Below are 25,196 nucleotides of genomic sequence, written 5' to 3' on the forward strand. Positions count from 1 at the left end.
TTATTCGCCGAATGTTTTCCAGGTTTCAAACGTCAACTCACAGTTATTCTGACTATCGGATAGCCAGACGGCACTATCCTGAATCGTCGCCTGTAGCTGCATATTTCGCTGACACATTGAAGACAGCTGTTTAAGCTGAACATCATCGATAAAATAGACGGCTAAATTTTTGTGGCCTTCTAACTTACTTTGATTTTGTTGCCACCACACTTTGGCCGCCCTTTCACTATAAGTATATAACACCACCTGCTCTGATTGATGGCAGGCTTTCCTTAATCGTTTCTCATCAGGTAATCCCAGCTCAACCCAAAGGACGATACCGTTATGGTCATTACGCAGCCATAATTCCGGCTCATCGTCCGCACACAGCCCTTTAGTGAAAAATAAGCGTTCATCGGCATGACAAATCCAGGCCAGCAAACGTAGCATCATCCGTTGCTCAGTCTCTGATGGGTGCTGCGCCAGAGTTAATCCTGTATCGGAATAGACCTGTCGATCCATATCCGCAACATTTACCGTTGCTTTATATATTGTTGCTTTCAACGCCATGAAAGGAGTGCCCGAATGAATAAAAGAGTAAAGTGGCGGCTAGTGTAACCAATTCATCACCGGAACACATCGTTAATCAGGTAGTTAATCGTCTGGCATAAACATAATCCACCGATATCTTAGACATAAAATTTTGGCGAATAACACATTGAAAATGCACTGCTAAGCGGAATAAATTTAGAGTAAATCAATCCGATAAATTTATTATCCAAACCGTCTCCAAGTAGCTGATATAAAGAATAACAACTATGCTATAGTCAGCACAGTGATCGGTGCAGATAACATTCTGACATTGATTTGGTTTTGCCGAGTAACGCGGCATAACATGAGATAAGCTGCCAGGGAGGATGACATGCACAACTACAGCGAACTTGTTCGTCGTAAATATGCTCAAATCGCCAGCGGCGATCTTGGGTATGTGTCAGATGCGTTAGGATGCGTATTAAAAACACTAGACGATATTGCCGCTGATGAAACGCTATCGTCTGCCGTTAGGGAACAAGCGGCTTATGCTGCCGCTAATTTATTGGTGAGTGATTATGGTGATGACTGAAAAAGAGTACCAACCCATAAACTGTGATGACTATGATAATTTAGAGCTCGCCTGTCAGCACCATTTAGTTCTTGAGATAAAACTAAGAGGTGGTGAAAGACTGGAGGCTAAAGCCTGCGATTTACTGTTAAGAAAGCAGGTTGAATATCTGATTGTTGATGTTGCCGGAGAACAAAAAGAGCTGAGACTCGACAACATTGCTTACTTCAGTCATCCAACGATTGGCAAAATTGAGATCAGTCTTGCCGACTGATTTTTCCGAACCCGGGCAGGTAAACTGCCCGTTTTTACCACTCTTGTACCATCCTCTACTCTTTCTCACCCAAACTAGCGTAATACGCAGCTAAATCAGCAATATCCTGATCAGATAAATTGTTCACATAGGCGCTCATTACCGTTGCCAAACCACCGGTACGCTCACCTTTTTTATAGGCATGCATAGATACGTCTAAATAAACTTCATTCTGTCCAGCAAGATTAGGATAGGTAGGAATAGAAACTTTGCCATTAACGCCATGACAACTTACGCACTTTGCTGATTTACTCTTTCCTGCTTCAACATCACCTGCAGCATAAACCGAAAAGTTAATCATTAACGCACCACCTAATAAGAGTAATGCTTTTTTCATTATATTCACCTCTGGTAGACCAATCACATTGCTTATGAATAAAACCAATCAATTTATTATCGTGTTATCAAGCTATATTCTTATCATAATGAATACACCAAACCGGTTTATCCGCTACGGACTGCCCCTCCAGCGTAACAAACAAGCCAATTGCTGCGATCAAGATTTCCCCATAAAACAGCAATGGTGTTCTCTGGCGTAACCAAGGGGGAACGCCCAACTCCTGCCATAATTTTTTGAGTTCTCTGGAGTGGCGACGGTCAGTTACGCGTACCGTCAGGCTTCCTGGCGCAGAAAAGCGTACCGTAACCTTTTCCTCTATCGTTGGTGCCCGCACATGAATACCTGACTCAGCCAATGTCAGCTGGCCTAAACAGTCTGGAAGCATCAAGGATGTTTCGCCACGCCACGCCAGCACCACGCTCTCAATCCCTTGAAAAAGTGGCAGCAAATATAAACGCTGACGATAGCGGCGCACTTGATACATGCCCAATTGCAATACGGGTTCCGCATCAAGTTTACTCAACGCCACTTCATGCCATAGTTTTTCCAGTTGTTCCTGCGAAGGCATAAGCACCTGATGTTGGCTTAACCAACGGCGCAGTATTGCACGTCTCTTCATCTCAGAGACGTGCACTAATCCATCAATATCCATTGCACCATCGGCAGACATCAACCTCGACAAATCAGGTGCCAAAAGTTCATCCAGCAAGGATTCCTGTTCAGCACATAAGCCTGCGCTACGGGAAACCATGTTAGAAAAGTGAGGCCAGCGCTGGGCTATCGCCGGTAATATCTGTAAACGCAAAAAATTACGGTCAAAGCGGGCATCCTGATTGCTGTCATCTTCCACCCAACTTAACCCGTTCTTTTTCGCATAATCTTCGATTTGAAGTCGGGAAATATCCAACATCGGACGGATTTGTCGATGAACACCAAAAGGCATATTGAATGGCATCGCAGATAACCCCGCCGGCCCACTGCCACGTTTTAAAGCCAACAGAAAGGTTTCGCACTGGTCATCTAAGTGCTGAGCCGTAGCCAACACCTCTCCATCATTCAGTAATGCACTTATCGCCTGATAGCGTGCTTCACGTGCTGCGGCCTCAATGCCCGCTTCTGAAGGGTCAACATCAACGTGAACGACCTGAAAAGGAACTTGCCACTGAGCGCACTGAGCTCGACAATGTTCAGCCCACGCCTGAGCATAGCGACTGAGCCCATGATGAACATATATAGCTCTAAGTTGCAGGTCGGAATGCTGCTCTGAGCGTAAAGTCACTAGAGCATGTAATAACACGGACGAATCAATACCGCCGCTAAACGCGACTAAAATACGCTTATCACGCCCAAGTCGTTTGGCGATTTGCTGTATCACTTCATGACTGCCCATTGCATTGCTACCCGTAGGGAAAGATACCGTATGTTAGTGAAAAAAAGGGAAGATAACGAGCAACTTACTCACTATCTTCATAAAACTCCAAGGGGAGCCCATCCGGATCGCTAAAAAAAGTAAACCGTTTTCCAGTATAAGGATCGATTCTTACTTCCTCACACTCAACGCCAGAGGCCTTTAATTCAGCGACAGCGACATCCAGATCGCTGACGCTAAAAGCCAAATGCCTCAAACCGCAGGCCTCCGGTTGACTAACTCTGGGTGGTGGTGAAGGAAAAGAGAAGAGTTCAATCATATACTGTCCGTTCATTGATAGATCAGCCTTCCATGACTTTCTCTCTGCCCGATAGTGTTCAGCCATTAGCTTGAAGCCTAATGTATGACAATAAAAACGCTTACTTTGCTCATAGTCAGTACAGATCACTGCTATATGGTGTATTTTCTTAATTCCAACCATCACCCTCACCAATGAAATCAATTTATATTCAATAAAATCAATATATTGAAATTTATCATACAATAATCATTTCTGCGTATTTTTCGAGTTAACTCGTTTCAGCTCACTGAATCGTAAAATGATAACCCCTAGAATTCTCACCTAAAATAGAAATCATATGATAAATACAAAGGTACCTCTATGTCCGAATATCTTTCCTTCTTGTTGGGAATTATTCCATTAATCGCCATGATTGTGATGATTTTAAAGATAAAAACGCCTATACATTATGCGGTTATCATTTCTTTAATGATCACTTTAATCATTGCCGGAATCTTTTGGAAAACACCGTTACAAAACCTTTCTATGTCGACCCTTTATGGTGCTTCTAAAGGTTTATGGCCAATTATTATCGTTATTCTGGGTGCGATTTACAGCTATAACCTGATGCTGAAAACCGGCAGCATGGACGTATTAAAAAACGTTCTGGCCAATATAAGTGATGATAAACGCATTCAGATCCTGCTTATTTCTTGGTGTTTTGGTGGCTTTCTGGAAGCCGCAGCAGGTTATGGAACCGCAGTAGCGATTCCCATTGGTATTCTGATCGCGTTAGGTTTTAATCCGCTTAAAGCGGCCATTGCTTCACTGGTCGCCAACACCGTCCCTACTGCCTTTGGCGCTGTCGGTATTCCGGTGTCTATTTTAGCGGAACAAACCGGATTGCCGGTGCGCGAACTCAGTAGCATGATCATTATTCAGCTATCACTGTTCAATATCCTGTTACCCTTCGTCATCGTTGCCATTGCGGGTGGCGGGATCAAAGCTATTAAAGGTGTATTCTTTATTACGCTCATGTGCGGTATCAGCACCCTGATTCCTCAATATTTTGTTGCCACCTATTTAGGCGCCGAATTGCCTGCCTTTGCGGGTAGTTTGGTTAGCTTGCTGGTGACCATTTTCCTCGCTAAGCGCTATAAAAAACCGGCAGCAGAACAAGCTGAGCCAACAGAAAAAAACCAGCAGCATTATTCAGGTTCAGCCCTAATCCGTGCCAGTGCTATCTATTTACTGACATTCTTATTCATCTTGCTGTGTTCTCCGCTGTTTCCAACCATCAAGAACACGGTGGGACAAGTATCAAGCGTGATTCCTTACGCGCTAAACGATGCACATATTCTGAAATTGAAGATTGAGTGGCTAAGCACGCCTGGAGTCCTGATTATTATCGCCACCTTTATCGGTGGGATTATTCAGGGGGCAAAAATTTCAACGCTGTTCTCGGTTCTTTGGAGCACGGTAGTTCAGTTGAAAAACTCCATTATTGCCATTACCGCCATCGTTGCCATGGCGACCGTCATGGACACCAGCGGTATGATTGGCGATATCGCCAATACCTTAGTCAGCGTTACCGGCACCGGCTATATCTTCATTGCACCAGTCATTGGCGCCTTGGGCACCTTTGTGACCGGCAGTGACACTAACTCCAACGTCCTGTTTGGTAAACTACAGACCAGCGCAGCAACTCAACTAGGCATTGATCCTATATTACTGGCGGCAGCCAATACCGCCGGTGCCACCGGCGGTAAAATGATCTCCCCACAGAGTATTGCCATTGCCGTTTCAGCTACCCGAATGGATGGTCAGGGCAGTGCCATCATGTCTGGCACACTAAAATACTGCGCTATCTACATCGTTATTCTTGGCCTGAAAATTGGCGCTATGTACTATTTATTCCATTTGTAATACAAATCACACAAGATCTCATCAGGTGGTGATAAAATTCGCCATCTGATGATTAAAAAAAGAATAAAGAGCCAGATGCCAGCAATCAACGTTCCTACCAAATCGTTATTCCGATCGCCAATATGAACGTCGTCTCTGGCACCAAGACCTCTATCGTTTCTGGAGTCAAATTTTATGAAAGTCAATTTTTACGTTACCTGCATCGGTGACGCCCTCAAGGCTAATATGGCACGGGACACCGTGCTGCTGCTTGAGCAGTTAGGATGTGAAATCCTGTTTCCTGAACGCCAAGGATGTTGTGGGCAACCGGCGTTAAACAGTGGCTATGTTAACGATGCCAAACCGGCAATGAAGTCTCTGATCGCCACTTTTGAAGATAATGACTATCCGATAGTTTCCCCTGCGGGCTCATGTACCTATGCGATAAAAAGTTACCCAACTTATTTAGCCGATGAACCTGAGTGGGCAGCCAGAGCTCAGGCGGTTGCCGATCGGATGCAGGATTTAACCAGCTTTATCGTACACACCCTTGGAGTGGTCAACGTTGGTGCTCGCCTGCCAGGCAAAGCGGTCTATCACCCTTCCTGTAGCCTGTTTCGTAAACTCGGCATCAAAGATGAGCCGATTACGTTACTGAATAACGTCGAAGGCCTTGAACTACTGCCTATCGTTAATCAGGAAACATGCTGCGGTTTTGGCGGTACGTTCTCGGTCAAAATGTCGGAAATTTCCGGCGAAATGGTGAAAGAAAAAGTGCAGCACATTATGGATGCTGAACCGGATTACCTGATTGGTGCAGACACCAGTTGCCTGATTAATATCAGTGGCCGCCTGACGCGTGAAAAACGTCCGGTAAAAGTGATGCATATCGCTGAAGTGTTAATGAGCCGCTAAGGGGATAGCTATGTCGATGAAAACCAGCAATATCGCGTTTAAACCACGTATCAAAGCAGAGATGGAAGATACCATCATGCGTAAAGCCGTGGCAATGGCTCAGGAACGTATCGGAGCTAACCGCCAGATAATGGTCAATGAACTAGGGCATTGGGAAGACTGGCGCGATCGCGCAGAACAAATTCGTAACCATGTTCTGGAAAACCTTGATGCTTATCTGTATCAATTATCAGAAAAAGTAACCGAAAACGGCGGCCACGTTTATTTTGCCAGCACCAAAGAAGATGCAACCAACTATATTCGTGACGTTGCCAAGCAAAAGCAGGCGAAGAAGGTGGTTAAGTCCAAGTCCATGGTGACGGAAGAGATCGGCCTGAACCACGTACTCCAGAGCGAAGGCATTGAAGTCATTGAAACCGATCTGGGTGAATATATTCTACAGGTTGATAACGATCCCCCATCGCACATCGTGGTACCGGCAATACACAAAGACCGCTACCAGATTCAAAAGGTTTTGCACGAAAAACTGGGTTATGACGGCTCTGAAACCCCTGAGGCCATGACGCTATTTATCCGCGAAAGAATTCGTAAAGATTTTCTTGAAGCAGATATCGGTATCAGCGGCTGTAACTTCGCCGTTGCAGAAACCGGTAGTATTTGTCTGGTGACCAACGAAGGTAACCTCAGAATGGCCACCACACTGCCTAAAACCCATATCGCCGTCATGGGCATGGAACGCATTGCGCCAACCTTTGAAGAAGTCGATGTCTTGATCACTCTGCTGTGCCGCAGCGCCGTTGGCACCCGGTTAACCAGCTATAACACCTGGCTAACGGGTCCTCGGGAAGAAGGTCATGTCGACGGTCCGGAAGAGTTCCATCTGGTGATTGTAGATAATGGTCGCTCTAAGATCCTCGGTTCAGAATTTAAAGACGTACTACGCTGCATTCGCTGCGGCGCCTGCTTAAATACTTGCCCAGCCTACCGCCAAATAGGTGGTCATGGTTATGGTTCTATTTATCCAGGTCCAATTGGCGCGGTGATATCTCCTTTGCTGGGTGGTTATGAAGATTTTCACGATCTGCCTTATGCCTGCTCACTGTGTAACGCTTGTAATCAGGTTTGTCCGGTGAAAATTCCATTAGCCCAATTGATTTTAAAACACCGGCGAGTCATGGCTGAAACCGGCCTAACGCCAAAAGGCGAACGGCGTTTCACCAAAATGTTTAACTATGCCAATGCTCACCCTGCCCTGTGGAAAGTCGGTATGACCATGGGGGCTAAAATGGCCAACTGGATGATCAAAGACGGCAAAGCCCCGCTCAGCATTAGCGTCCTGAACGACTGGACTGAAGCGCGCGACTTACCGACACCGGACGGTGAAGGTTTCCGTAGTTGGTTTAAACGTCATCAGGCGGAAAGGAATAAATAATGATGTTGATGAATGAACAAAATCGAACCTCGTTTCTCAGCGAAATTGCCCGTCAATTAAGGCGTGAAGTCCGTCATGTCCCTGCCGAGAGCAGCAACCCGGTTAATCAATATCCACAAACTCGTCTGACGGATAAAACTCAGGATCAACTCTGTCAGGAGTTTTTAGAGTTTGCCAGCACCCAAAAGGTTACCTGCGTTCTTAGCCGTCCTGAATCACTTATCGCCGACGTTATCGCCTTGTGTGAGCGCTACGGCAGCTCTCCCGTCGTGGTCAGCGGGGATCAACGCCTGAAAGAATTGGGCATTACCCCGGCATTAAAAGAACTGTTTGATGCCTATGAATGGGATCCGAGCAACGGTGAAGACAACATTCATATGGCGGAAAAAGCCAAGGTGGGTTTGGTGTATGCCGAAGCAGGGCTAACAGAGTCCGGTGGTGTTGTATTGTTCTCGGCACCGGAACGTGGTCGGTCGGTCAGTCTATTACCGGAAACCTCGGTTTTTGTGCTGCGTAAAAGCACCATTCTTCCCCGCGTGGCTCAAATGGCACAGCGGTTACACCAAATGGCTCAGGCCGGGGAGCGTATGCCCTCTTGCATTAATCTGATTGGTGGACCTAGCTCAACCGCCGATATTGAGTTAATCAAAGTATTTGGCGTTCATGGCCCGGTTCATGCCGCTTACGTTGTACTGGAAGACTGCTGAATTTAGTGTCCATAAAAAAGCCCGAGTTCAATAAAGAACTCGGGCCAGTGATTTCAAGCGCCGACGTTAAACGAGATTAATCGGAACTTAAATCTTCCTTATAAAGCAGCTCTGGTGTGACAACGTCCACTTTGCCTTTGATTTTCACATAGTAGACAATCGTTAACATAATTATCCACCCCAACCCAACGAACAGTGCTGCGCGTGTATTAGCAAAGTAACCCAACATTGCCAAAACAAATAACATAAACACAATCGTTAGCGCTGGCGCGATTGGCCACCATGGAATCGGGAACTTCAACTGTTTCATCTGTTCTTTCGTCATACCACGACGCATGGAGAACTGAGAAAGTAGGATCATCAGCCATACCCAGATGGTTGCGAAGGCAGCAATTGAAGCAATAACCAGAAATACGCTTTCAGGTATTAAGTAATTTAGCACCACGCCAACCAATAATGTCCCCGCCATCACCACAACCGTCATCCAAGGCACGCCGTTACTGGCAATTCTCAGGAAACTTTTCGGTGCCATTCCCTCTTTTGCCATACCGTACATCATGCGACCGGCACCAAAAATATCACTATTGATGGCCGAAATAGCCGCAGTAATCACGATAAGGTTAAGAATATTAGCGGCTGATGAAATGCCCAGACTGCTAAAAATTTCAACGAATGGACTACCTGCTTGACCAATAGTATTCCAAGGCGATAGCGACATTAAGACCAACAGGGTTAAAACATAAAACAGCAAAATACGCATCGGAATGGTGTTGATCGCCCGAGGAATAACCTTAGTCGGATCTTTAGCTTCACTGGCAGTAATACCGATGATCTCGATACCACCAAAAGCAAACATCACAATGGTTAGAGAGGCGATGACGCCGCTGATGCCATTTGGTGCAAAGCCACCGTGCATCCATAAATTATCGAAGCCTGATGAAACGAAGTGCCCACCGCTACCGAATATCAGGATAGCGCCGCCGGCCACAATCATCGCAACAATGGCGACAACTTTAACCAGCGACAGCCAGAACTCCATTTCACCAAATACACGAACGTGTAAAAGGTTCAAAGCACCAATCAAAAAGATGACGCCGAGTACCCATATCCATTGAGGAACATCGGGAAACCACAGCCCCATATAAATACCAAAGGCGGTGACGTCAGCTAAACAAACGATAATCATCTCAAAGGCATAGGTCCAACCGGTAATAAATCCGGCCAGTGGCCCCAGATACTGTCTGGCATAACTACCAAAAGAGCCCACGATGGGAAGATGAACCGCCATTTCACCCAAGGCACGCATTACGATAAAAACCGCAATACCACCGATAAGATAGGCCAGCAGTACGGCGGGACCCGCCATCTGTATGGCCGAGGCCGAACCATAAAATAATCCAGTACCGATTGCAGACCCTAAAGCAATAAAGCGGATATGCCGAGCATTAAGGCCGCGCTGCAGTTGTGGGAGGGCTTTTCGCATATTTTATCCTTAATCTCATCATTTCATGAATATTGACAGGGAATCGGGCAATTTGCCGGAAACATCATTTCCGGCAAACAACATTAAAACGAAAAAACAGTTTATTTTTGCTGGCTAGGCAGCATGGAATGAGGGAATAAAGAAGAAAGATGTCGTTCGGCCAATATTAATGTTGCGGCATCAATGTCTGGCGCAAAAAAGCGATCTTTATCATAGAATGCAACCTGCTTACGCAACAGGCCACGTGCTTTTTCTAAAACCGGGCTGGATTTTAACCCCTGTCTAAAATCAAGTCCCTGACACGCAGCAAGATACTCAATCGCCAGTATCACTCTGACGTTATCCGCCATTTCCCACAGTCGACGTCCGGCCGCAGGTGCCATAGAAACATGGTCCTCCTGATTGGCGGAAGTTGGCAAACTATCAACGCTGGATGGATGAGCGAGGGCTTTATTCTCACTGGCTAAAGCTGCCGCCGTTACCTGAGCAATCATAAATCCGGAGTTGACCCCACCGTTATTCACCAAAAATGGCGGTAACTGTGACATATGCTTATCCATCAACAGGGCAATGCGTCGCTCAGCCAGAGAACCCATCTCGGCGATAGCCAATGCCAGATTATCCGCAACCATCGCTACCGGTTCAGCATGGAAGTTACCGCCAGAAATAACATCCCCTTCTTTAGCAAAGATCAGCGGGTTATCTGAAACGGCATTCGCTTCAACCAATAAGACGCTTGCTGCATGGCGAATTTGGCTCAGACAGGCGCCCATAACTTGAGGCTGACAGCGTAATGAATAAGGATCCTGTACTTTTTCACAGTTCTTATGAGAGAGGGAAACATCACTCTGCTCACCAAGAACCTGACGATAAAGTGCGGCACTATCAATTTGCCCCAACTGTCCACGCACCTCGTGTACGCGCGCATCAAAAGGACTTCTTGAACCCAACGCTGCTTCGGTGGTCAGAGAACCGCAAACAACGGCAGCGTTAAACAGGTCTTCACTATCAAATAAGCCTCGCAAAGCAAAAGCCGTTGATACTTGAGTACCATTCAGCAGGGCCAAGCCTTCTTTCGCTGCCAGCGTCACCGGTTGCAAGCCGGCTTTGGCTAATGCTTCTTTAGCCGGTAACCACCGCCCCTGATAACGTGCTTGCCCTTCGCCGAGCAGTACCAAACTCATATGAGCCAATGGTGCCAAATCGCCAGAAGCACCTACTGACCCTTTAGCGGGAATATAAGGATAAACTTCCGCATTAATTAATGCTTGTAGCGCCTGAATAACCTGTAAACGAATACCAGAGAATCCACGAGCCAGACTATTGACCTTCAGTACCATAATCAATCTGACAAGGGCATCATCCAACGGTTGGCCTACCCCCGCAGAGTGGGAAAGCACAATAGAACGCTGCAAGTTTTCCAGATCTTCGCTGGCAATACGCGTTTGTGCCAGTAAGCCAAATCCGGTATTAATCCCATAAGCGGTACGCCCTTCAGAAATAATGGCATTCACACAGTCCACGCTCTGCTGGATCGCAGGAAAATAGCTTTCATCCAGCGTAATGCGTACAGGATGTAAATAAACCTGACGCAGGTCGGAAAGTGTTAAATGTCCCGGACGTATAACTAATGATTTCATCTTATTTCACTCCTTGTGCAGTAGTAATCATCGGCAGGTTAAGACCCTGCTCTTTTGCACAATCAATCGCAATTTCGTAACCAGCATCTGCATGGCGCATGACGCCAGTTGCCGGGTCGTTATGTAGAACGCGAGCAATACGTTTAGCCGCTTCATCGGTGCCATCACAAACAATCACCATACCAGAGTGTTGTGAAAAGCCCATGCCTACGCCACCACCGTGATGCAGCGAAACCCAAGTGGCTCCACTGGCGGTATTCAATAAAGCGTTCAGCAATGGCCAGTCGGAAACCGCATCCGAACCATCCTTCATCGCTTCCGTTTCCCGGTTTGGACTGGAAACTGATCCAGAATCCAAATGGTCACGACCAATCACGATCGGGGCAGAAAGTTCGCCGCTGCGCACCATCTCATTAAAGGCTAAACCTAATTTTTCCCGAAGGCCTAAACCTACCCAACAAATACGGGCTGGCAGTCCCTGGAAGCTGATGCGCTCACGAGCCATATCCAACCAACGATGCAAATGCTCGTCGTCAGGAATCAACTCTTTCACCTTAGCGTCAGTTTTATAAATATCCTCAGGATCCCCAGACAGGGCTGCCCAGCGGAAAGGTCCGATGCCGCGACAGAAAAGAGGGCGAATATAGGCGGGCACAAAGCCTGGGAAATCAAAGGCATTTTTTACACCCATGTCTTTTGCCATCTGACGAATGTTATTACCATAGTCAAAAGTTGGAACGCCCATCTTTTGGAAGGCTAACATTGCAGTAACGTGCTCGGCCATAGACTGTTTAGCTGCCTGAGTGACCACCGCCGGTTCGGTAATTGCGCGCTTCTGGTACTCTTCCCAGGTCCAACCCTTCGGTAAATAGCCATGCAATGGATCGTGGGCGCTGGTTTGGTCAGTCACCATATCAGGGCGAATACCACGCTTAACTAACTCAGGCAGAACCTCTGCGGCATTAGCACACAGGGCAATAGAAATGGCTTTTCCTTCAGCGGTATATTTTTTAATCCGCGCTAATGCATCTTCCAAATCGGTTGCTTGCTCATCCACATAACGTGTTTTTAAGCGAAAATCGATACGGCTTTGTTGGCATTCAATATTCAGTGAACAAGCACCGGCTAAAGTAGCGGCAAGAGGTTGAGCACCGCCCATACCACCCAGACCCGCAGTCAGTACCCAACGACCGGTTAAGCTACCGTTATAGTGTTGGCGGCCAGCTTCAACAAAGGTTTCATAAGTTCCCTGAACAATCCCCTGACTGCCGATATAAATCCAACTGCCTGCGGTCATTTGACCATACATGGCGAGCCCTTTGGCATCCAGTTCGTTAAAGTGTTCCCAAGTGGCCCAATGTGGAACCAAATTTGAGTTAGCAATTAAAACGCGAGGGGCGTTACTGTGGGTTTTAAATACCCCTACCGGTTTACCTGACTGCACCAGTAGCGTTTCATCATCTTCTAGGTTGGTCAGCGTATCGACAATTTTATCGTAGCATTCCCAGTTACGGGCAGCGCGGCCGATCCCACCATAAACCACCAGTTCATGAGGGTTCTCGGCCACCTCAGGATCCAGATTATTCATCAACATACGCAGAGGTGCTTCAGTTAACCAACTTTTTGCATTGAGCTGATTGCCGCGGTAAGCACGAGTTTCGACATTACGAAATTTATTTTGAGACATAATGATCATTCCTTTCTTATAAGAGGCCTGTAGATAGCTAGCAGACAAAACTCTCAATGGTGAATATTATGCAGCTGATGGATAGCTCATTGGTTTACAACATATAGATGTATATACAAGTACATTCAAGTATTAATTATTTACCAGAGAATCGTAGAATAATATTTCACGAATATAAAAATAATCATATTTATCAAAATATTGATTATTTTTATTTACTAAGAAATGACTTTTAAAGTCACAAGAAAGGCTAAGAATGGAGAATATTGATGTCTGATTTTGTGTTTTGAATCACACTTAATTTACAATTATGCAACATTAAATCATTGGATTTTACTTAGCTATTATCATGGATTCTTCGGCCAGAGGGCGACTACAGCGCAACATGCCAAATGTGGTAAGGTTAGCTCAACCAATTCCTGCTGCGGATTTTTCAACCATAAAGTATCAAAATTACCTAATTTCTCAATTAGTTGACCATCCATTTCAATTTGAATTTCATTCCCTGCATTAAACAATAAGAGGATGGGTGCTGAATGAAAAATGGATTGCTTATGTGCTTGTTCCGTTATCCACTGGAAATGAGCGGAATAGCGATCGGGCCGATAGATAAGATTCAGATCGATAACTGGGCCATCAAGTAACGCACAATCAACTGCCAGGTCGCCAGAAAATGCAAAGGTTTCCAATGGTCTGAGAGATACCGATGGCTGGTCAGGAATATGGAGCTGAATGCCCTTCCCCTTCAGAACACTAATAATGCGTTGATAACCGGTAAAGGAAGAGAACGGCCCCGCTTTTCCAACCTCTGCACTTGAAAAGCGCCAGGCAAAGTCACTACCCGTTGGATCAATCGAACGACAAATCTCTTTGGTCACACCATCCCCGTTTCTCCAGGGCATACTCAAATAATCTGTGGCGCGCAGGAATGATAACTGTTTCATGATTTAAACCGCCCTGTTAAACGGTGACGACAACCGGGAGAAAGTAGCTTGGCACTGGAAACAATGTCTTGGGTTGACCAAGTTCGACGATGAATAAACAAGCAAGGTTCATTCTTATCAATGTTTAATAGCTGGCATTGCTGGCTGGTACCGACCACCGCTTCAACGATATGTTCCCCCTCAGTTAATGGCGCGACAAGCGACAAATAATCATGGGGCGTCATTTGAGTAAAATCCTGTTTTAGATAATCAGGAACCACCGTCGCATTCACTAGACGATCTTCAATTTGAAGCGGAATATCATTCTCATAGTGAACGATTAACGAGTGAAAAATGGCGTCACCTGGCTGAACCCCCAATGAACTAGCCTGCTGAAGATCCGCTTTTCGTTCAGACAGCTCAATAACCTTGCTGCGATGCTGATGCTGTCGCTGGCGAATTTCTTCAGCGATACTGACAATTTTGAATAGGGCTGATTGACCTTTAGATTCTGCAACAAAGGTTCCAACGCCCTGTAGACGTACTAATAACCCTTCGCTTGTTAGCTCTCTTAGTGCCCGATTAACCGTCATCCGGCTAAAACCAAACTGCTGTACCAGCTCTGCTTCTGAAGGTATGCGGTCATTGGGACGCCAACAGCCAGTATAAATCTTTTCACTAATGGTTTGCTTTACTTGGGCGTATAGCGGCGCAGGGACAGCAGCAGCACGCAATGGGAATCGGGAGGTGGGCACTGGCACTTCCTTATCAAAAAAGCATAGGGTGAGAATAATAGCTTAACATAGCACTAATATAATGTATCAATATGTTAATTAGTTAGCCCTATCCCCCTTTTGAATAGGGCTATCTATCTCAATCAGCCACAATTCTATTCACCAGACAGACGCCACCAGTGCGCGATTTGCCAGGCTAACCGAGCGGCAACTTTAGCCCCCTGACCATTAATATCAAAAGGTGGGCTAAACTCAACCAAATCTGCTGCCTGCAATTTACCACTCTCGCAAATCGGTTTAATCAACTGTAACAGCAGATTTATTGGCATACCCAGTGGCGCAGGGGCAGAAACCGCCGGCATTTGCCATGCGGGTAACACATCAAGATCGATAGTCAGGTAAATTTTATCCACCCGATCGAGTGATTGCTGTATTTGAGCATGAAGAGCCTCTATCCGAGCTTCTTCACATTCAGTATCCCAAATGACCGTGGCTTGTAGACGCTCAGCCTCATCCACTAATGCCTGAGTATTAGCAGCCAGACTCGCTCCAACACAGGTATAGTTAAATGGGCGCTGATTGTCCTGACAATATTGGGCTAACTGCCTAAATGGCGTTCCTGATGTTGCACGAGGTGAACTTCTTAAGTCGAGGTGGGCATCAAAATTAATAATACCAATATTGTGTTCAGGAAAGGCGTGATAAAGCCCATGCCCATGGGCGAATGCCGTTTCATGCCCACCACCAAACACCAGCGTTCTCATTCGCTTAACCTGACAGGCTTTAACCGCCGAACTTAATGCCAGTTGAGCTTCATCCAGCGAAATATTTTGCGCACTAATATTGCCAAGATCGACCAGCCTATCATGACCTGCATGACTGGCAAGATTAGCCAGCGCCCGCCGTATGTGATCCGGGCCCTGCTCCGCACCGGCACGCCCTTGATTCAGCTTAACCCCTTCATCACACTGAAAGCCAAGCAAGGCAATCGCATCCGGAAAGGCTTCCGGGGTAAAGTGCTGGCTTTGGGTTAACGTTTGGAAAATACGCAGTGCGTTACTTGCTTCAGCTAAATCATTGCGTCCTTGCCAGATAGATTGGTCAGTTGCGTGCCAGTTTAACATTTTTATCCTCTTGTATTTGAAGACGAATCAGTGATTTTTCCGTTAAATACCCGATGAACTAATGGGTTATGCCCCAATTCATAAAACACATCGACCGGATGTACCGCATCCCACACAATAAAATTAGCCTTGAAACCGGCAGACAACTGCCCGTGGCTCTGTTCTCGTCCCAACGCCTGAGCAGCATGTCGAGTAACCCCAAGCCAAGCTTCTTCCGGCGTCAAACCAAATTGTACACAGGCCATATTCATCGCCATTCTTAACGAGGCAAAAGGACTGGTGCCCGGATTAAAATCGGTGGATACCGCCATTGGCACATTAAACTGGCGTAATAAATCCACAGGAGGGCGCTGGGTTTCCCGTAAAAAATAGAATGCTCCCGGCAACAAAACCGCTACCGTATCCTGTTTACTCAGGGCTTCAATTCCTGGTTGATCAAGAAATTCAATATGATCGGCAGATAAGCCATGATAGCGAGCAATTAATGCACTGCCTCCCATGTTAGAAAGCTGTTCTACATGACCTTTAATCGGAATACCTAATGATTGAGCTGCCTGAAAAACGCGCTCGGTTTGAGCTAAAGTAAACCCTACGTTTTCACAAAACACGTCTACCGCTTCAAATAACCCTTTCTGCCACAGAATCGGCATAATCTCTCGACAAATCAGATCAATATAACCATCAGGGTTTTCTTTATATTCTTTAGGTGTGGTATGAGCGGCAAGTAAAGTCGCGCTAACGTCTATCAGGTTGTCAGTGCTTAATTGTTTAATGACCTGTAGGATTTTTTCTTCACTCTCCAGATCTAAACCATAACCTGACTTCATTTCTATGGTGGTTACCCCCTCGGCTATCAGGGCATTTAAGCGTTGTTGAGCATGATGTAACAACGAGTCAATACTGCTCGCTCGGGTAGCGGCAACCGTAGAGTTAATTCCGCCACCTTGGGCGCTGATCTGAGCATAAGAAACACCGTTAAGGCGCTGCTCCCATTCGTAAGCCCGATTACCACCAAAAACCAAGTGTGTATGGCAATCAATTAAGCCAGGCGTTATCAGCCTATTCTCGGCATCAATGACTCTGCATTGATGGTTAGGCAAAGTGCCTTCAGGCACTACCGCTAAAATCTTATCGCCGCGGATGACTAAATCATGCCGCTCCAGTAGTCCATATGCGTGCATATGGGCAGGATCCATTGTGGCTAAACGGGCATTGCGCCAAATAACGTCACTACTTTCAATCTGCATGGCCTAGTCCTTTCCAAGATTAAAAAGTACCCTCATCTTTGCTTAAGGATATTGATTGTCAACTTTTTTGTTAAAAGTATTGTAGATGAGTTAACAAATAATGTGACGAAAAGATAAAAAAGAGATGGTTAAAGCTCGGCGATAAAAAACCAAAAACCCGACATCTATCAGTTAAGTAAATGTGATGAGTGGGTCTTATCTTTTACCCTTTTATTGAGCGCTGGAATTCAGCCGACAATAGAAAGAGGAAGCACGCCCATCAAGGATGATGGCCGAGGCGTGGAAGTGCACCGACGTTAATTCACTCTCTGTAGTAATAGTGGACGAAGCTTTCGTTGTCATTAAACTTAACTGACAAAAAACCCGCCAATAACGGCGGGTTTTTCATGTAACTCAATCAACAATCAGCAGTAGCCATAATTCATCAGGCGCTGATAACGGCGATCTTGCAACGCGGTCACATCCAACTTATCCAACTCAGATAAATCAGAAACCAGCTTCGCTTTCAATGACGCTGCCATTTCTTGAGGATTACGGTGAGCGCCGCCTAAAGGTTCAGGAATCACCGAGTCAATCAACTTAAGTTCTTTCAAGCGAGGAGCCGTGATTCCCATAGCTTCTGCAGCTAAAGGCGCTTTATCAGCACTTTTCCATAGGATAGATGCGCATCCCTCAGGAGAAATAACGGAATAGGTGCTGTATTGCAGCATATTCACTTTATCACCAACACCGATCGCTAAAGCGCCACCGGAGCCACCTTCACCAATCACGGTACAAATGACCGGAACCTTAAGACGAGACATTTCTCGCAGGTTACGGGCGATCGCTTCAGACTGACCGCGCTCTTCCGCACCAACACCAGGGTAAGCACCCGGGGTATCAATAAAGGTGATAATTGGCAGGTTAAAACGCTCAGCCATTTCCATCAAACGCAATGCCTTACGATAGCCTTCCGGTGCCGGCATACCAAAGTTACGACGAATCTTCTCTTTGGTTTCACGGCCTTTCTGATGACCAATAATCATCACCGGACGCCCGTCTAAACGAGCCATACCGCCAACAATAGCTTTATCATCGGCATAGGCACGATCTCCAGCTAACTCATTAAAGTCAGTAAAGATATGCTCAATATAGTCAAGAGTGTAAGGCCTGCGCGGGTGGCGGGCCAACTGAGCAATTTGCCATGAACCCAGTTCAGAGAAAATTTTATTCGTTAGCTCAAGGCTCTTCTCATGCAGACGCTTAACCTCTTCATCAAGGTTAATATCCAATTTTTCGTCTTGAAGACTGATTGCCTTCAGCGAATCTATTTTCGCTTCCAGTTCAGCAATCGGTTGTTCAAAATCCAGAAAATTCAGACTCATAACATTCCTATTTTAGTCAAATTCCAATTCTACCTGCGAGTTACCAACAAGGGTTCTCAGGTCTATCAGCAAACGTTCGGTTGGCGTTACTCGCCATGCTGCACCAAACCTCAGCCGCGCCCGGGCATCTTCCCGTTGGTAATACAGATGCACTGGAATCGTCCCCGATCGATGGGGTTCCAACGATTCACGAAGACGGTTTAAAAGCTGGTCATCAATTTGCCTGTCCGTTAACGAGATGGCAAGGCCGCGAGCATATTTTTCCCGCGCTTCACTGATGTCCATTAATTCGCGGACCATCATTTTAAGTCCACCGCTAAAATCATCAAAGCTGACCTGTCCAGTAGCAATTAAGACGCGATCTTTTTCTAACAGGTGCTGATATTTCTCAAGTGCCTCAGAGAATAGCATGACTTCAAGGCGACCGGAACGATCATCTAGCGTACAAATACCAATTCTGTTGCCACGTTTTGTGGTCATCACTCTGGCAGCAACCACTAAACCTACCGCGACAATGGTTTTACCCCGCTCGGTAGGATGCATATCTTTCAGGCGAATTCCACCGGTGTAGCGTTCCAGCTCTTTCAAATATTGTGTAATCGGGTGCCCGGTAAGATAAAGGCCCAGCGTTTCACGCTCGCCTTCCAGAATCACCTGCTCCGGCCACGGCGTTACATTAGCATAAGCTTTCTCTACATGCTCTGGTTCTTCAGCCAGAACACCAAACATATCTGCCTGACCTAAGGCTTCCGCTTTCGCATGCTGATCCGCCGCTTTCAGGGCTTCCGTCAGTGAATGCATTAATGCAGCACGGTGCGGCCCCAGCCGATCAAAAGCGCCGGCCATAATCAGTTTTTCTAATACCCGCTTATTGAGTCGCTTGATATCAGAACGCGCGCACAGGTCAAACAACTCTTTAAAATAACCACCCTGATTACGTGCTTCAATTATAGCTTCTATTGGACCTTCGCCAACGCCTTTAATTGCACCAATGCCATAAACAATTTCACCCTCATCATTGACGTGGAAATGATATAGGCCGCTGTTGATATCCGGTGGTAAAACTTTCAGCCCCATACGCAGGCATTCATCCACCAGACCAACTACTTTTTCAGTGTTGTCCATATCGGCGGTCATCACGGCCGCCATAAATTCAGCCGGATAGTGCGCTTTAAGCCAAAGCGTTTGGTAAGACACCAACGCATAAGCCGCAGAGTGAGATTTGTTAAAACCATAACCGGCAAATTTTTCTACCAGGTCAAAGATTTTCATCGACAGCTCGCCGTCGACCTTCATTCGTTCTGCGCCCTCTTTAAACACCGAGCGCTGCTTAGCCATCTCTTCTGGCTTTTTCTTACCCATGGCACGACGCAGCATATCCGCACCGCCCAAGGTATAGCCAGCCAGAACCTGGGCTATTTGCATTACCTGTTCCTGATACAGGATGATGCCATAGGTCGGTTCAAGCACTGGCTTTAACGTTTCATGCTGCCACTGAATATCTGGATAAGAAATGGCTTCACGACCATGTTTACGGTCAATAAAGTTATCTACCATGCCTGATTGCAGCGGCCCCGGGCGGAATAGCGCCACCAGAGCGATCATATCTTCAAAGCAGTCCGGCTTCAGGCGCTTGATCAAATCTTTCATGCCTCGGGATTCAAGCTGGAATACCGCCGTCGTTTCTGAACGCTGTAGCATGTCGAAACTTTTCTGATCTTGCAGAGGAATGGCTGCAATATCTATCGGTTCCTGACCTGATTTAGCTCGCCGGGCATTAATCATTGCCAATGCCCAGTCGATGATGGTCAGCGTACGCAAGCCGAGGAAGTCGAACTTCACCAGTCCGGCATATTCCACGTCATTCTTGTCAAACTGGGTAACCGGAAACTGTCCTTCTGGGTCACAGTACAACGGAGCAAAATCAGTTATTTTGGTTGGCGAGATAACCACACCACCGGCGTGTTTACCGGCGTTACGAGTCACGCCTTCAAGCTGGCGCGCCATATCAATCAGCGCCTTAACCTCTTCATCCGCATCATACAGTTCAGGAAGCTGTGGTTCAGCCGCAAACGCTTTCTCCAGCGTCATTCCCGGATCCATAGGGATCAGTTTAGAAATACGATCGACGAAACCGTAAGGGTGACCCAGTACCCGACCCACATCACGGATAACCGCTTTAGCCGCCATGGTACCAAAGGTGATAATTTGCGATACCGCATCCCGACCATACATTTCAGAAACGTGATCAATTACCCGGTCGCGTTTCTCCATACAGAAGTCAACGTCAAAGTCGGGCATCGAGACACGTTCAGGGTTGAGGAAACGTTCAAACAGCAGGTCAAATTCCAACGGATCAAGATCGGTAATACCTAACGCATAGGCCACGAGTGACCCCGCACCTGAACCACGCCCCGGACCAACCGGTACATCGTTATCTTTCGACCATTGGATAAATTCCATAACGATCAGGAAGTAGCCAGGAAATCCCATCTGGTTAATTACCTGAAGCTCAACATCCAAGCGTTCGTCATACTCAGGACGCTTTTGCACTCGAACTTCCGGATCCGGATACAAGAAAGCCAGACGTTTTTCTAGCCCCTCTTTAGATCGGGCAACCAAAAAGTCCTCGGTGGACATTTCACCCGTCGGGAATTGCGGCAGGAAATACTCACCCAGACGAATCGTCACGTTACAACGTTTAGCAATTTCTACGCTATTAATTAACGCTTCTGGAATATCGGAGAAGAGCTCGCACATCTCCTCTTCACTGCGTAGATATTGCTGAGCGCTATATTTTTTCGGTCGCTTAGGATCGTCCAGCGTAAAGCCGTCATGAATCGCTACCCGAATTTCATGGGCGTCAAAATCAGTCGCATTAATAAATTTAACATCGTTGGATGCGACAACCGGTAGGCCGGCACGCGTTGCCAGTTCAATAGCAGCATGAAGATAAATTTCTTCTTCATCACGCCCGGTTCTGACCAGTTCCAGATAGTAACTATCGGGAAAATGCTCACGGTAAAACTTAACGCACTCATCAACCAACTGTTGATTGCCACGCAATAATGACTGACCCACGTCACCGAAACGAGCACCAGAAAGCAAAATAAGCCCATTTTTATGCTCAACCAACCAGTCTTTATCAATAACCGGTCCGCCCTGCACATAACCACGCTGATAGGCACGAGAAATCAACAGGGTCAAATTCTGATAACCTTCATTATTGGCGGCTAATACCGTCAATTCGGAAAGTTCATCGGCGAACAGTTCGCTCTGTACGCGGAAATCAGCACCGATAATCGGCTTAATGCCAGCTCCATGTGCTGAACCATAGAACTTCACCAGCCCACAAAGGTTGGTAAAGTCCGTAATTGCCATCGCCGGCATTCCCAGCTCGGCAACCTTTTTAACCAACGGCCCCACCTTGGCTAATCCATCAATCATGGAGTAGTCACTATGGATACGCAGGTGAATAAAACGAGGTTCAGCCATATAAAATACCAGCTATCAGATTACAAATATTGTCAGAGCTATAATATACGCGGAAACTACGCTATTCCCAAAGCTCGCCTTACTGGGGCAAAACTCCGGCGATAGTGCTCCGTCGCACCATGCTCTGATAACTTCTCCAGATGGAGAGCCGTAGGATACCCTTTATGCTGGGCAAATCCATATTGCGGGAAGAGCAAATCCAGTTCTTCCATTTCTCGATCGCGAGTCACCTTCGCCAATATAGATGCCGCACTAATCTCGGCCACTCGGCTATCGCCTTTTACTACCGCCAACGATTTCATCGGCAGCTTGGGACAACGGTTACCATCAATCAATACCATATCCGGCTGAATACTTAACCCGGCTACCGCCCTTTGCATGGCCAACATAGTGGCATGCAAAATATTTAGCCGGTCGATCTCTTCCGGTTCTGCCCGGCCTAAACTCCAGCTTAGCGCTTTTTCTTTAATTTCGTCATACAGCGCGAGACGCTTTTTTTCACTGAGCTTTTTAGAATCAGCCAAACCAACAATAGGATTGCTGGGATCCAGAATAACGGCGGCGGTAACAACCGCGCCGACTAACGGCCCCCGACCAACCTCATCAACGCCAGCAATACAGCTGGCGACAGGATAGACAAACGGTTCCACTATCAGAGTTTTTACCACAGTTAACCGTCCTTATTCAGCGTATCTACAGGCTGGTAATAACCAGCTAACTCAAGCACTGCCTGCGCCGCCTGACGATCGGCATCACAGCGAATACTCTGGTGCAGTTCGCTAAATGTTTGCTTCAAAACCCGGGTATGATTATTTTCATTATTTAATAAAGGCTTTAATGCAGTCGCAAGTTTGTCCGGCGTACAGTCATCCTGAAGTAATTCAGGCACTAACTCACGACCAGCCAATAAGTTCGGTAACGATACATAAGGTGTTTTGATTAAACGCTTAGCCAGCCAGAAAGTAAAAGGCTTCATCCGATAACCGACAACCATCGGACATTTAGCTAACATACATTCCAGTGCAGCGGTGCCTGAAGCTAATAATGCAGCATCGCTGGCAATCATGGCCTCTCTGCCCTGACCATCCAATAGATGAACCGGCAGATCCGGGGCCACTTCCGCTTTAATACGTTCAAACTGTTCGCGCCTTTTAGCATTAACCAACGGCACTAAAACTTCTAACTCGGGGTAAGTTTCCCGCAGTTTTATTGCTGTTTTCAGAAAGTCAGCGCTGAGCATTTCAACTTCCGCATTACGGCTGCCGGGTAACATCGCCAGACAATGAACATTCTCAGCAATACCTAACCGATTTCTGGCCGCCTGACGATCGGGCACCAGCGGTATAGCATCTGCCATAGTATGGCCGACAAAGCGGCAGGGAACCTGAAAACGATCGTAAAATGCTTTTTCAAACGGCAGGAAAGCCAAAACAAGATTGGTTGAACGGCCAATCTTAAATATTCGATTTTGACGCCACGCCCAAACTGAGGGGCTAACGTAATGAATGGTTTTAATACCGCGCTGCTTTAAACGCCCTTCAAGGGTGATATTAAAATCAGGCGCATCAATGCCAACAAACACATCCGGTTTAAGTTCGCTAAAGCGTTGGGTCAGCTGTTTACGAATTTTTAGCAGGCGAGGTAAGCGCTCAAGCACTTCCACCACCCCCATCACCGCCAGCTCTTCCATTTCAAACCAGGCTTCACAGCCTTCGGCCTGCATTAATGGACCAGCAACACCAACAAAGCGGGCATTAGGAACAATGGCTTTTAATGAGCGGATCAGGCCAGCACCTAAAATATCGCCGGAGGTTTCTCCGGCGACTAATCCTATCGTGAGCTCGCGCGCCTGCATAACTTAACGAATAAGGCCGCGTGTTGAGCGACTAAAGAAATCAACAAATGCCTGAACGGCCGGTTGTTCTTTTGCCAACGCTTCAATTTCCGGCTTCACTTCATCCAGCGTCTTACCGCTGCGATAGAGTAGCTTATAGGCATTGCGAATAGCGTGCAGGGCATCTTTCTCAAAACCACGACGTTTCAAACCTTCAATATTAACGCCAAATGGTGTCGCATGGTTACCTTGAGCAATCACATAAGGAGGCACATCTTGGGCGACGCCAGAACAACCGCCGACCATAACATGAGCTCCAATAACGCAGAACTGATGCACCGCCGTCATACCACCAATAATCGCAAAGTCGTCTACTTCAACGTGACCGCCCAAGGTGGCATTATTGGCTAAAATACAGCGATTACCAATTATACAATCATGCGCAATATGGGCATTAATCATTAACAGGTTGTCATTGCCGATCTTAGTCAGGTTACCGCCTTGTACGGTTCCACGATGGATAGTTACGCTTTCGCGAATACGGTTGCGATCGCCAATCTCTACTCGGGTAGGCTCACCGGCATATTTCAAGTCCTGATTGGCTTCACCAATAGAGGAAAACTGATAAATTTCATTATCAGCACCAATTTTGGTAACGCCATTAATCACAACATGAGACTTGATCGAAGTTCCTGGGCCAATTTCAACCTGAGCTCCAATCCAGCAGAACGGGCCAATATGAACATTGGCACCGATAACCGCACCCTCTTCTACAATAGAAGTCGGGTGAATAAAGGCGGTGTTATCAATCACAGTATTAGGACTCCCGGCGACGAGCACACATCATATCGGCTTCACATGCAATCTCACCGTCCACTTTAGCAACGCCACGGAAGCGAGCAACGCCACGGCGCTCTTTAATAAATTCAACCTCAAGAATCAATTGATCCCCAGGTAAAACAGGACGCTTAAAGCGAGCATTATCAACAGCAGCAAAGTAATACAGTTCACCCGGCTCTAAACGACCCAAGCTTTTAAATGCCAAAATGCCGGTGGCCTGCGCCATTGCTTCCAAAATCAACACACCAGGGAAAATAGGTTTACCCGGGAAGTGCCCCTGAAAGAAAGGCTCATTGAATGAAACATTCTTAACCGCTTTTAAGAATTTTCCTTTGTCGAAATCTAACACCCGATCCACGAGCAAAAATGGATAGCGATGAGGTAGTAAACTCAGAATCTCTTCGATATCCAGAGTACGATTGTCAGTAGTCAAAATACTCTTCCTGTCTTTTAAACCAAACTGATGGTATCAACAACACGGCC

Annotated in this window: 23 protein-coding genes; 6 read left to right on the top strand and 17 right to left on the bottom strand. The window is 46.6% G+C overall.

Going from position 1 to position 25,196, the window contains the following annotated elements:
• Entirely contained in the window at positions 1-549 is a 549-nt protein-coding gene (locus tag EL341_RS13245; protein ID WP_047781751.1) for a YaeQ family protein, read from the bottom strand.
• 352 nt (positions 550-901) lie between these two features.
• Here EL341_RS13245 and EL341_RS13250 point away from each other — a divergent pair, with 352 nt between their 5' ends.
• Positions 902-1,102, top strand: coding sequence for a YaeP family protein (locus EL341_RS13250; RefSeq protein ID WP_047781752.1), 201 nt, complete (start codon positions 902-904; stop codon positions 1,100-1,102).
• Positions 1,089-1,355, top strand: a complete 267-nt coding sequence (rof, locus tag EL341_RS13255; protein ID WP_047781753.1) for a Rho-binding antiterminator — start codon at positions 1,089-1,091, stop codon at positions 1,353-1,355. Before EL341_RS13250 ends, rof begins: the two co-directional genes overlap by 14 nt.
• Before the next feature lie 55 nt (positions 1,356-1,410).
• Here the strand turns inward: rof and EL341_RS13260 are convergent, their stop codons facing one another.
• The 3 genes from EL341_RS13260 to EL341_RS13270 all read right to left on the bottom strand — a co-directional run bounded on the left by EL341_RS13260 (position 1,411) and on the right by EL341_RS13270 (position 3,584).
• Complete coding sequence (locus EL341_RS13260; protein WP_047781754.1) at positions 1,411-1,731, bottom strand: c-type cytochrome; 321 nt, start codon at positions 1,729-1,731, stop codon at positions 1,411-1,413.
• A 67-nt stretch (positions 1,732-1,798) separates the two neighbouring features.
• The gene (tilS, locus tag EL341_RS13265) at positions 1,799-3,124 is read right to left on the bottom strand and encodes a tRNA lysidine(34) synthetase TilS (RefSeq protein ID WP_126467990.1); all 1,326 of its coding nucleotides are present in this window, start codon (positions 3,122-3,124) and stop codon (positions 1,799-1,801) included.
• 64 nt (positions 3,125-3,188) lie between these two features.
• A complete protein-coding gene (locus EL341_RS13270; RefSeq protein WP_126467992.1) occupies positions 3,189-3,584 on the bottom strand; it encodes a VOC family protein in 396 nt (131 codons plus the stop codon).
• A 180-nt stretch (positions 3,585-3,764) separates the two neighbouring features.
• Between EL341_RS13270 and EL341_RS13275 the strand changes: the two genes are divergently transcribed.
• The 4 genes from EL341_RS13275 (at position 3,765) to EL341_RS13290 (ending at position 8,342) form a co-directional block, all read left to right on the top strand.
• The gene (locus EL341_RS13275; protein WP_126467994.1) at positions 3,765-5,309 is read left to right on the top strand and encodes an L-lactate permease; all 1,545 of its coding nucleotides are present in this window, start codon (positions 3,765-3,767) and stop codon (positions 5,307-5,309) included.
• A gap of 174 nt (positions 5,310-5,483) precedes the next feature.
• Positions 5,484-6,203, top strand: a complete 720-nt coding sequence (locus EL341_RS13280; protein ID WP_047781758.1) for a (Fe-S)-binding protein — start codon at positions 5,484-5,486, stop codon at positions 6,201-6,203.
• A gap of 10 nt (positions 6,204-6,213) precedes the next feature.
• On the top strand, positions 6,214-7,635 hold the full coding sequence (locus EL341_RS13285) for a LutB/LldF family L-lactate oxidation iron-sulfur protein (protein WP_126467996.1): 1,422 nt from the start codon (positions 6,214-6,216) through the stop codon (positions 7,633-7,635).
• Positions 7,635-8,342, top strand: coding sequence for a LutC/YkgG family protein (locus EL341_RS13290; protein ID WP_232036562.1), 708 nt, complete (start codon positions 7,635-7,637; stop codon positions 8,340-8,342). Before EL341_RS13285 ends, EL341_RS13290 begins: the two co-directional genes overlap by 1 nt.
• Before the next feature lie 76 nt (positions 8,343-8,418).
• On the opposite strand, the gene EL341_RS13295 is transcribed toward EL341_RS13290, so the two are convergent.
• The 13 genes from EL341_RS13295 to fabZ form a co-directional block, all read right to left on the bottom strand.
• Positions 8,419-9,825, bottom strand: coding sequence for an amino acid permease (locus EL341_RS13295; protein ID WP_114986967.1), 1,407 nt, complete (start codon positions 9,823-9,825; stop codon positions 8,419-8,421).
• A gap of 101 nt (positions 9,826-9,926) precedes the next feature.
• Positions 9,927-11,465 (bottom strand): histidine ammonia-lyase, encoded by a 1,539-nt coding sequence (gene hutH, locus EL341_RS13300; protein WP_047781761.1) that lies wholly within the window; start codon positions 11,463-11,465, stop codon positions 9,927-9,929.
• A gap of 1 nt (position 11,466) precedes the next feature.
• Positions 11,467-13,152, bottom strand: coding sequence for a urocanate hydratase (gene hutU, locus EL341_RS13305; protein ID WP_126467998.1), 1,686 nt, complete (start codon positions 13,150-13,152; stop codon positions 11,467-11,469).
• A gap of 347 nt (positions 13,153-13,499) precedes the next feature.
• Positions 13,500-14,096 (bottom strand): HutD/Ves family protein, encoded by a 597-nt coding sequence (locus tag EL341_RS13310; protein ID WP_126468000.1) that lies wholly within the window; start codon positions 14,094-14,096, stop codon positions 13,500-13,502.
• A complete protein-coding gene (gene hutC, locus EL341_RS13315; protein WP_126468002.1) occupies positions 14,093-14,830 on the bottom strand; it encodes a histidine utilization repressor in 738 nt (245 codons plus the stop codon). Before hutC ends, EL341_RS13310 begins: the two co-directional genes overlap by 4 nt.
• A gap of 134 nt (positions 14,831-14,964) precedes the next feature.
• Positions 14,965-15,933: a formimidoylglutamase gene (hutG, locus tag EL341_RS13320; protein WP_047781765.1), complete on the bottom strand. Its 969-nt coding sequence runs from the start codon at positions 15,931-15,933 to the stop codon at positions 14,965-14,967.
• Between the two features lie 2 nt (positions 15,934-15,935).
• Positions 15,936-17,180 (bottom strand): imidazolonepropionase, encoded by a 1,245-nt coding sequence (gene hutI / locus EL341_RS13325; protein ID WP_126468004.1) that lies wholly within the window; start codon positions 17,178-17,180, stop codon positions 15,936-15,938.
• Positions 17,181-17,584: 404 nt separating this feature from the next.
• Positions 17,585-18,544 carry an acetyl-CoA carboxylase carboxyl transferase subunit alpha gene (gene accA / locus EL341_RS13330; protein WP_074822002.1) on the bottom strand — a complete coding sequence of 320 codons (960 nt, stop codon included), beginning with the start codon at positions 18,542-18,544 and terminating at the stop codon, positions 17,585-17,587.
• A gap of 12 nt (positions 18,545-18,556) precedes the next feature.
• Positions 18,557-22,039 carry a DNA polymerase III subunit alpha gene (dnaE, locus tag EL341_RS13335; RefSeq protein WP_074821999.1) on the bottom strand — a complete coding sequence of 1,161 codons (3,483 nt, stop codon included), beginning with the start codon at positions 22,037-22,039 and terminating at the stop codon, positions 18,557-18,559.
• Between the two features lie 56 nt (positions 22,040-22,095).
• Positions 22,096-22,692: a ribonuclease HII gene (rnhB, locus tag EL341_RS13340; RefSeq protein ID WP_074822069.1), complete on the bottom strand. Its 597-nt coding sequence runs from the start codon at positions 22,690-22,692 to the stop codon at positions 22,096-22,098.
• Positions 22,693-22,709: 17 nt separating this feature from the next.
• The gene (lpxB, locus tag EL341_RS13345; protein WP_074821996.1) at positions 22,710-23,894 is read right to left on the bottom strand and encodes a lipid-A-disaccharide synthase; all 1,185 of its coding nucleotides are present in this window, start codon (positions 23,892-23,894) and stop codon (positions 22,710-22,712) included.
• Positions 23,895-23,897: 3 nt separating this feature from the next.
• Entirely contained in the window at positions 23,898-24,686 is a 789-nt protein-coding gene (gene lpxA, locus EL341_RS13350; protein WP_047781770.1) for an acyl-ACP--UDP-N-acetylglucosamine O-acyltransferase, read from the bottom strand.
• Between the two features lie 4 nt (positions 24,687-24,690).
• Positions 24,691-25,146, bottom strand: coding sequence for a 3-hydroxyacyl-ACP dehydratase FabZ (gene fabZ / locus EL341_RS13355; protein ID WP_047781771.1), 456 nt, complete (start codon positions 25,144-25,146; stop codon positions 24,691-24,693).
• Positions 25,147-25,196 lie beyond the last annotated feature (50 nt).

Source organism: Pragia fontium, from assembly GCF_900638655.1.
In the GTDB taxonomy this organism is placed as follows: domain Bacteria; phylum Pseudomonadota; class Gammaproteobacteria; order Enterobacterales; family Enterobacteriaceae; genus Pragia; species Pragia fontium.

Bases quoted from the DNA above. Each gene is read 5' to 3' on its own strand.
- EL341_RS13245 (WP_047781751.1), bottom strand. From the start codon at position 549: ATGGCGTTGAAAGCAACAATATATAAAGCAACGGTAAATGTTGCGGAT.
- EL341_RS13250 (WP_047781752.1), top strand. From the start codon at position 902: ATGCACAACTACAGCGAACTTGTTCGTCGTAAATATGCTCAAATCGCC.
- rof (WP_047781753.1), top strand. From the start codon at position 1,089: ATGGTGATGACTGAAAAAGAGTACCAACCCATAAACTGTGATGACTAT.
- EL341_RS13260 (WP_047781754.1), bottom strand. From the start codon at position 1,731: ATGAAAAAAGCATTACTCTTATTAGGTGGTGCGTTAATGATTAACTTT.
- tilS (WP_126467990.1), bottom strand. From the start codon at position 3,124: ATGGGCAGTCATGAAGTGATACAGCAAATCGCCAAACGACTTGGGCGT.
- EL341_RS13270 (WP_126467992.1), bottom strand. From the start codon at position 3,584: ATGGTTGGAATTAAGAAAATACACCATATAGCAGTGATCTGTACTGAC.
- EL341_RS13275 (WP_126467994.1), top strand. From the start codon at position 3,765: ATGTCCGAATATCTTTCCTTCTTGTTGGGAATTATTCCATTAATCGCC.
- EL341_RS13280 (WP_047781758.1), top strand. From the start codon at position 5,484: ATGAAAGTCAATTTTTACGTTACCTGCATCGGTGACGCCCTCAAGGCT.
- EL341_RS13285 (WP_126467996.1), top strand. From the start codon at position 6,214: ATGTCGATGAAAACCAGCAATATCGCGTTTAAACCACGTATCAAAGCA.
- EL341_RS13290 (WP_232036562.1), top strand. From the start codon at position 7,635: ATGATGTTGATGAATGAACAAAATCGAACCTCGTTTCTCAGCGAAATT.
- EL341_RS13295 (WP_114986967.1), bottom strand. From the start codon at position 9,825: ATGCGAAAAGCCCTCCCACAACTGCAGCGCGGCCTTAATGCTCGGCAT.
- hutH (WP_047781761.1), bottom strand. From the start codon at position 11,465: ATGAAATCATTAGTTATACGTCCGGGACATTTAACACTTTCCGACCTG.
- hutU (WP_126467998.1), bottom strand. From the start codon at position 13,152: ATGTCTCAAAATAAATTTCGTAATGTCGAAACTCGTGCTTACCGCGGC.
- EL341_RS13310 (WP_126468000.1), bottom strand. From the start codon at position 14,096: ATGAAACAGTTATCATTCCTGCGCGCCACAGATTATTTGAGTATGCCC.
- hutG (WP_047781765.1), bottom strand. From the start codon at position 15,933: ATGTTAAACTGGCACGCAACTGACCAATCTATCTGGCAAGGACGCAAT.
- hutI (WP_126468004.1), bottom strand. From the start codon at position 17,180: ATGCAGATTGAAAGTAGTGACGTTATTTGGCGCAATGCCCGTTTAGCC.
- accA (WP_074822002.1), bottom strand. From the start codon at position 18,544: ATGAGTCTGAATTTTCTGGATTTTGAACAACCGATTGCTGAACTGGAA.
- dnaE (WP_074821999.1), bottom strand. From the start codon at position 22,039: ATGGCTGAACCTCGTTTTATTCACCTGCGTATCCATAGTGACTACTCC.
- lpxB (WP_074821996.1), bottom strand. From the start codon at position 23,894: ATGCAGGCGCGCGAGCTCACGATAGGATTAGTCGCCGGAGAAACCTCC.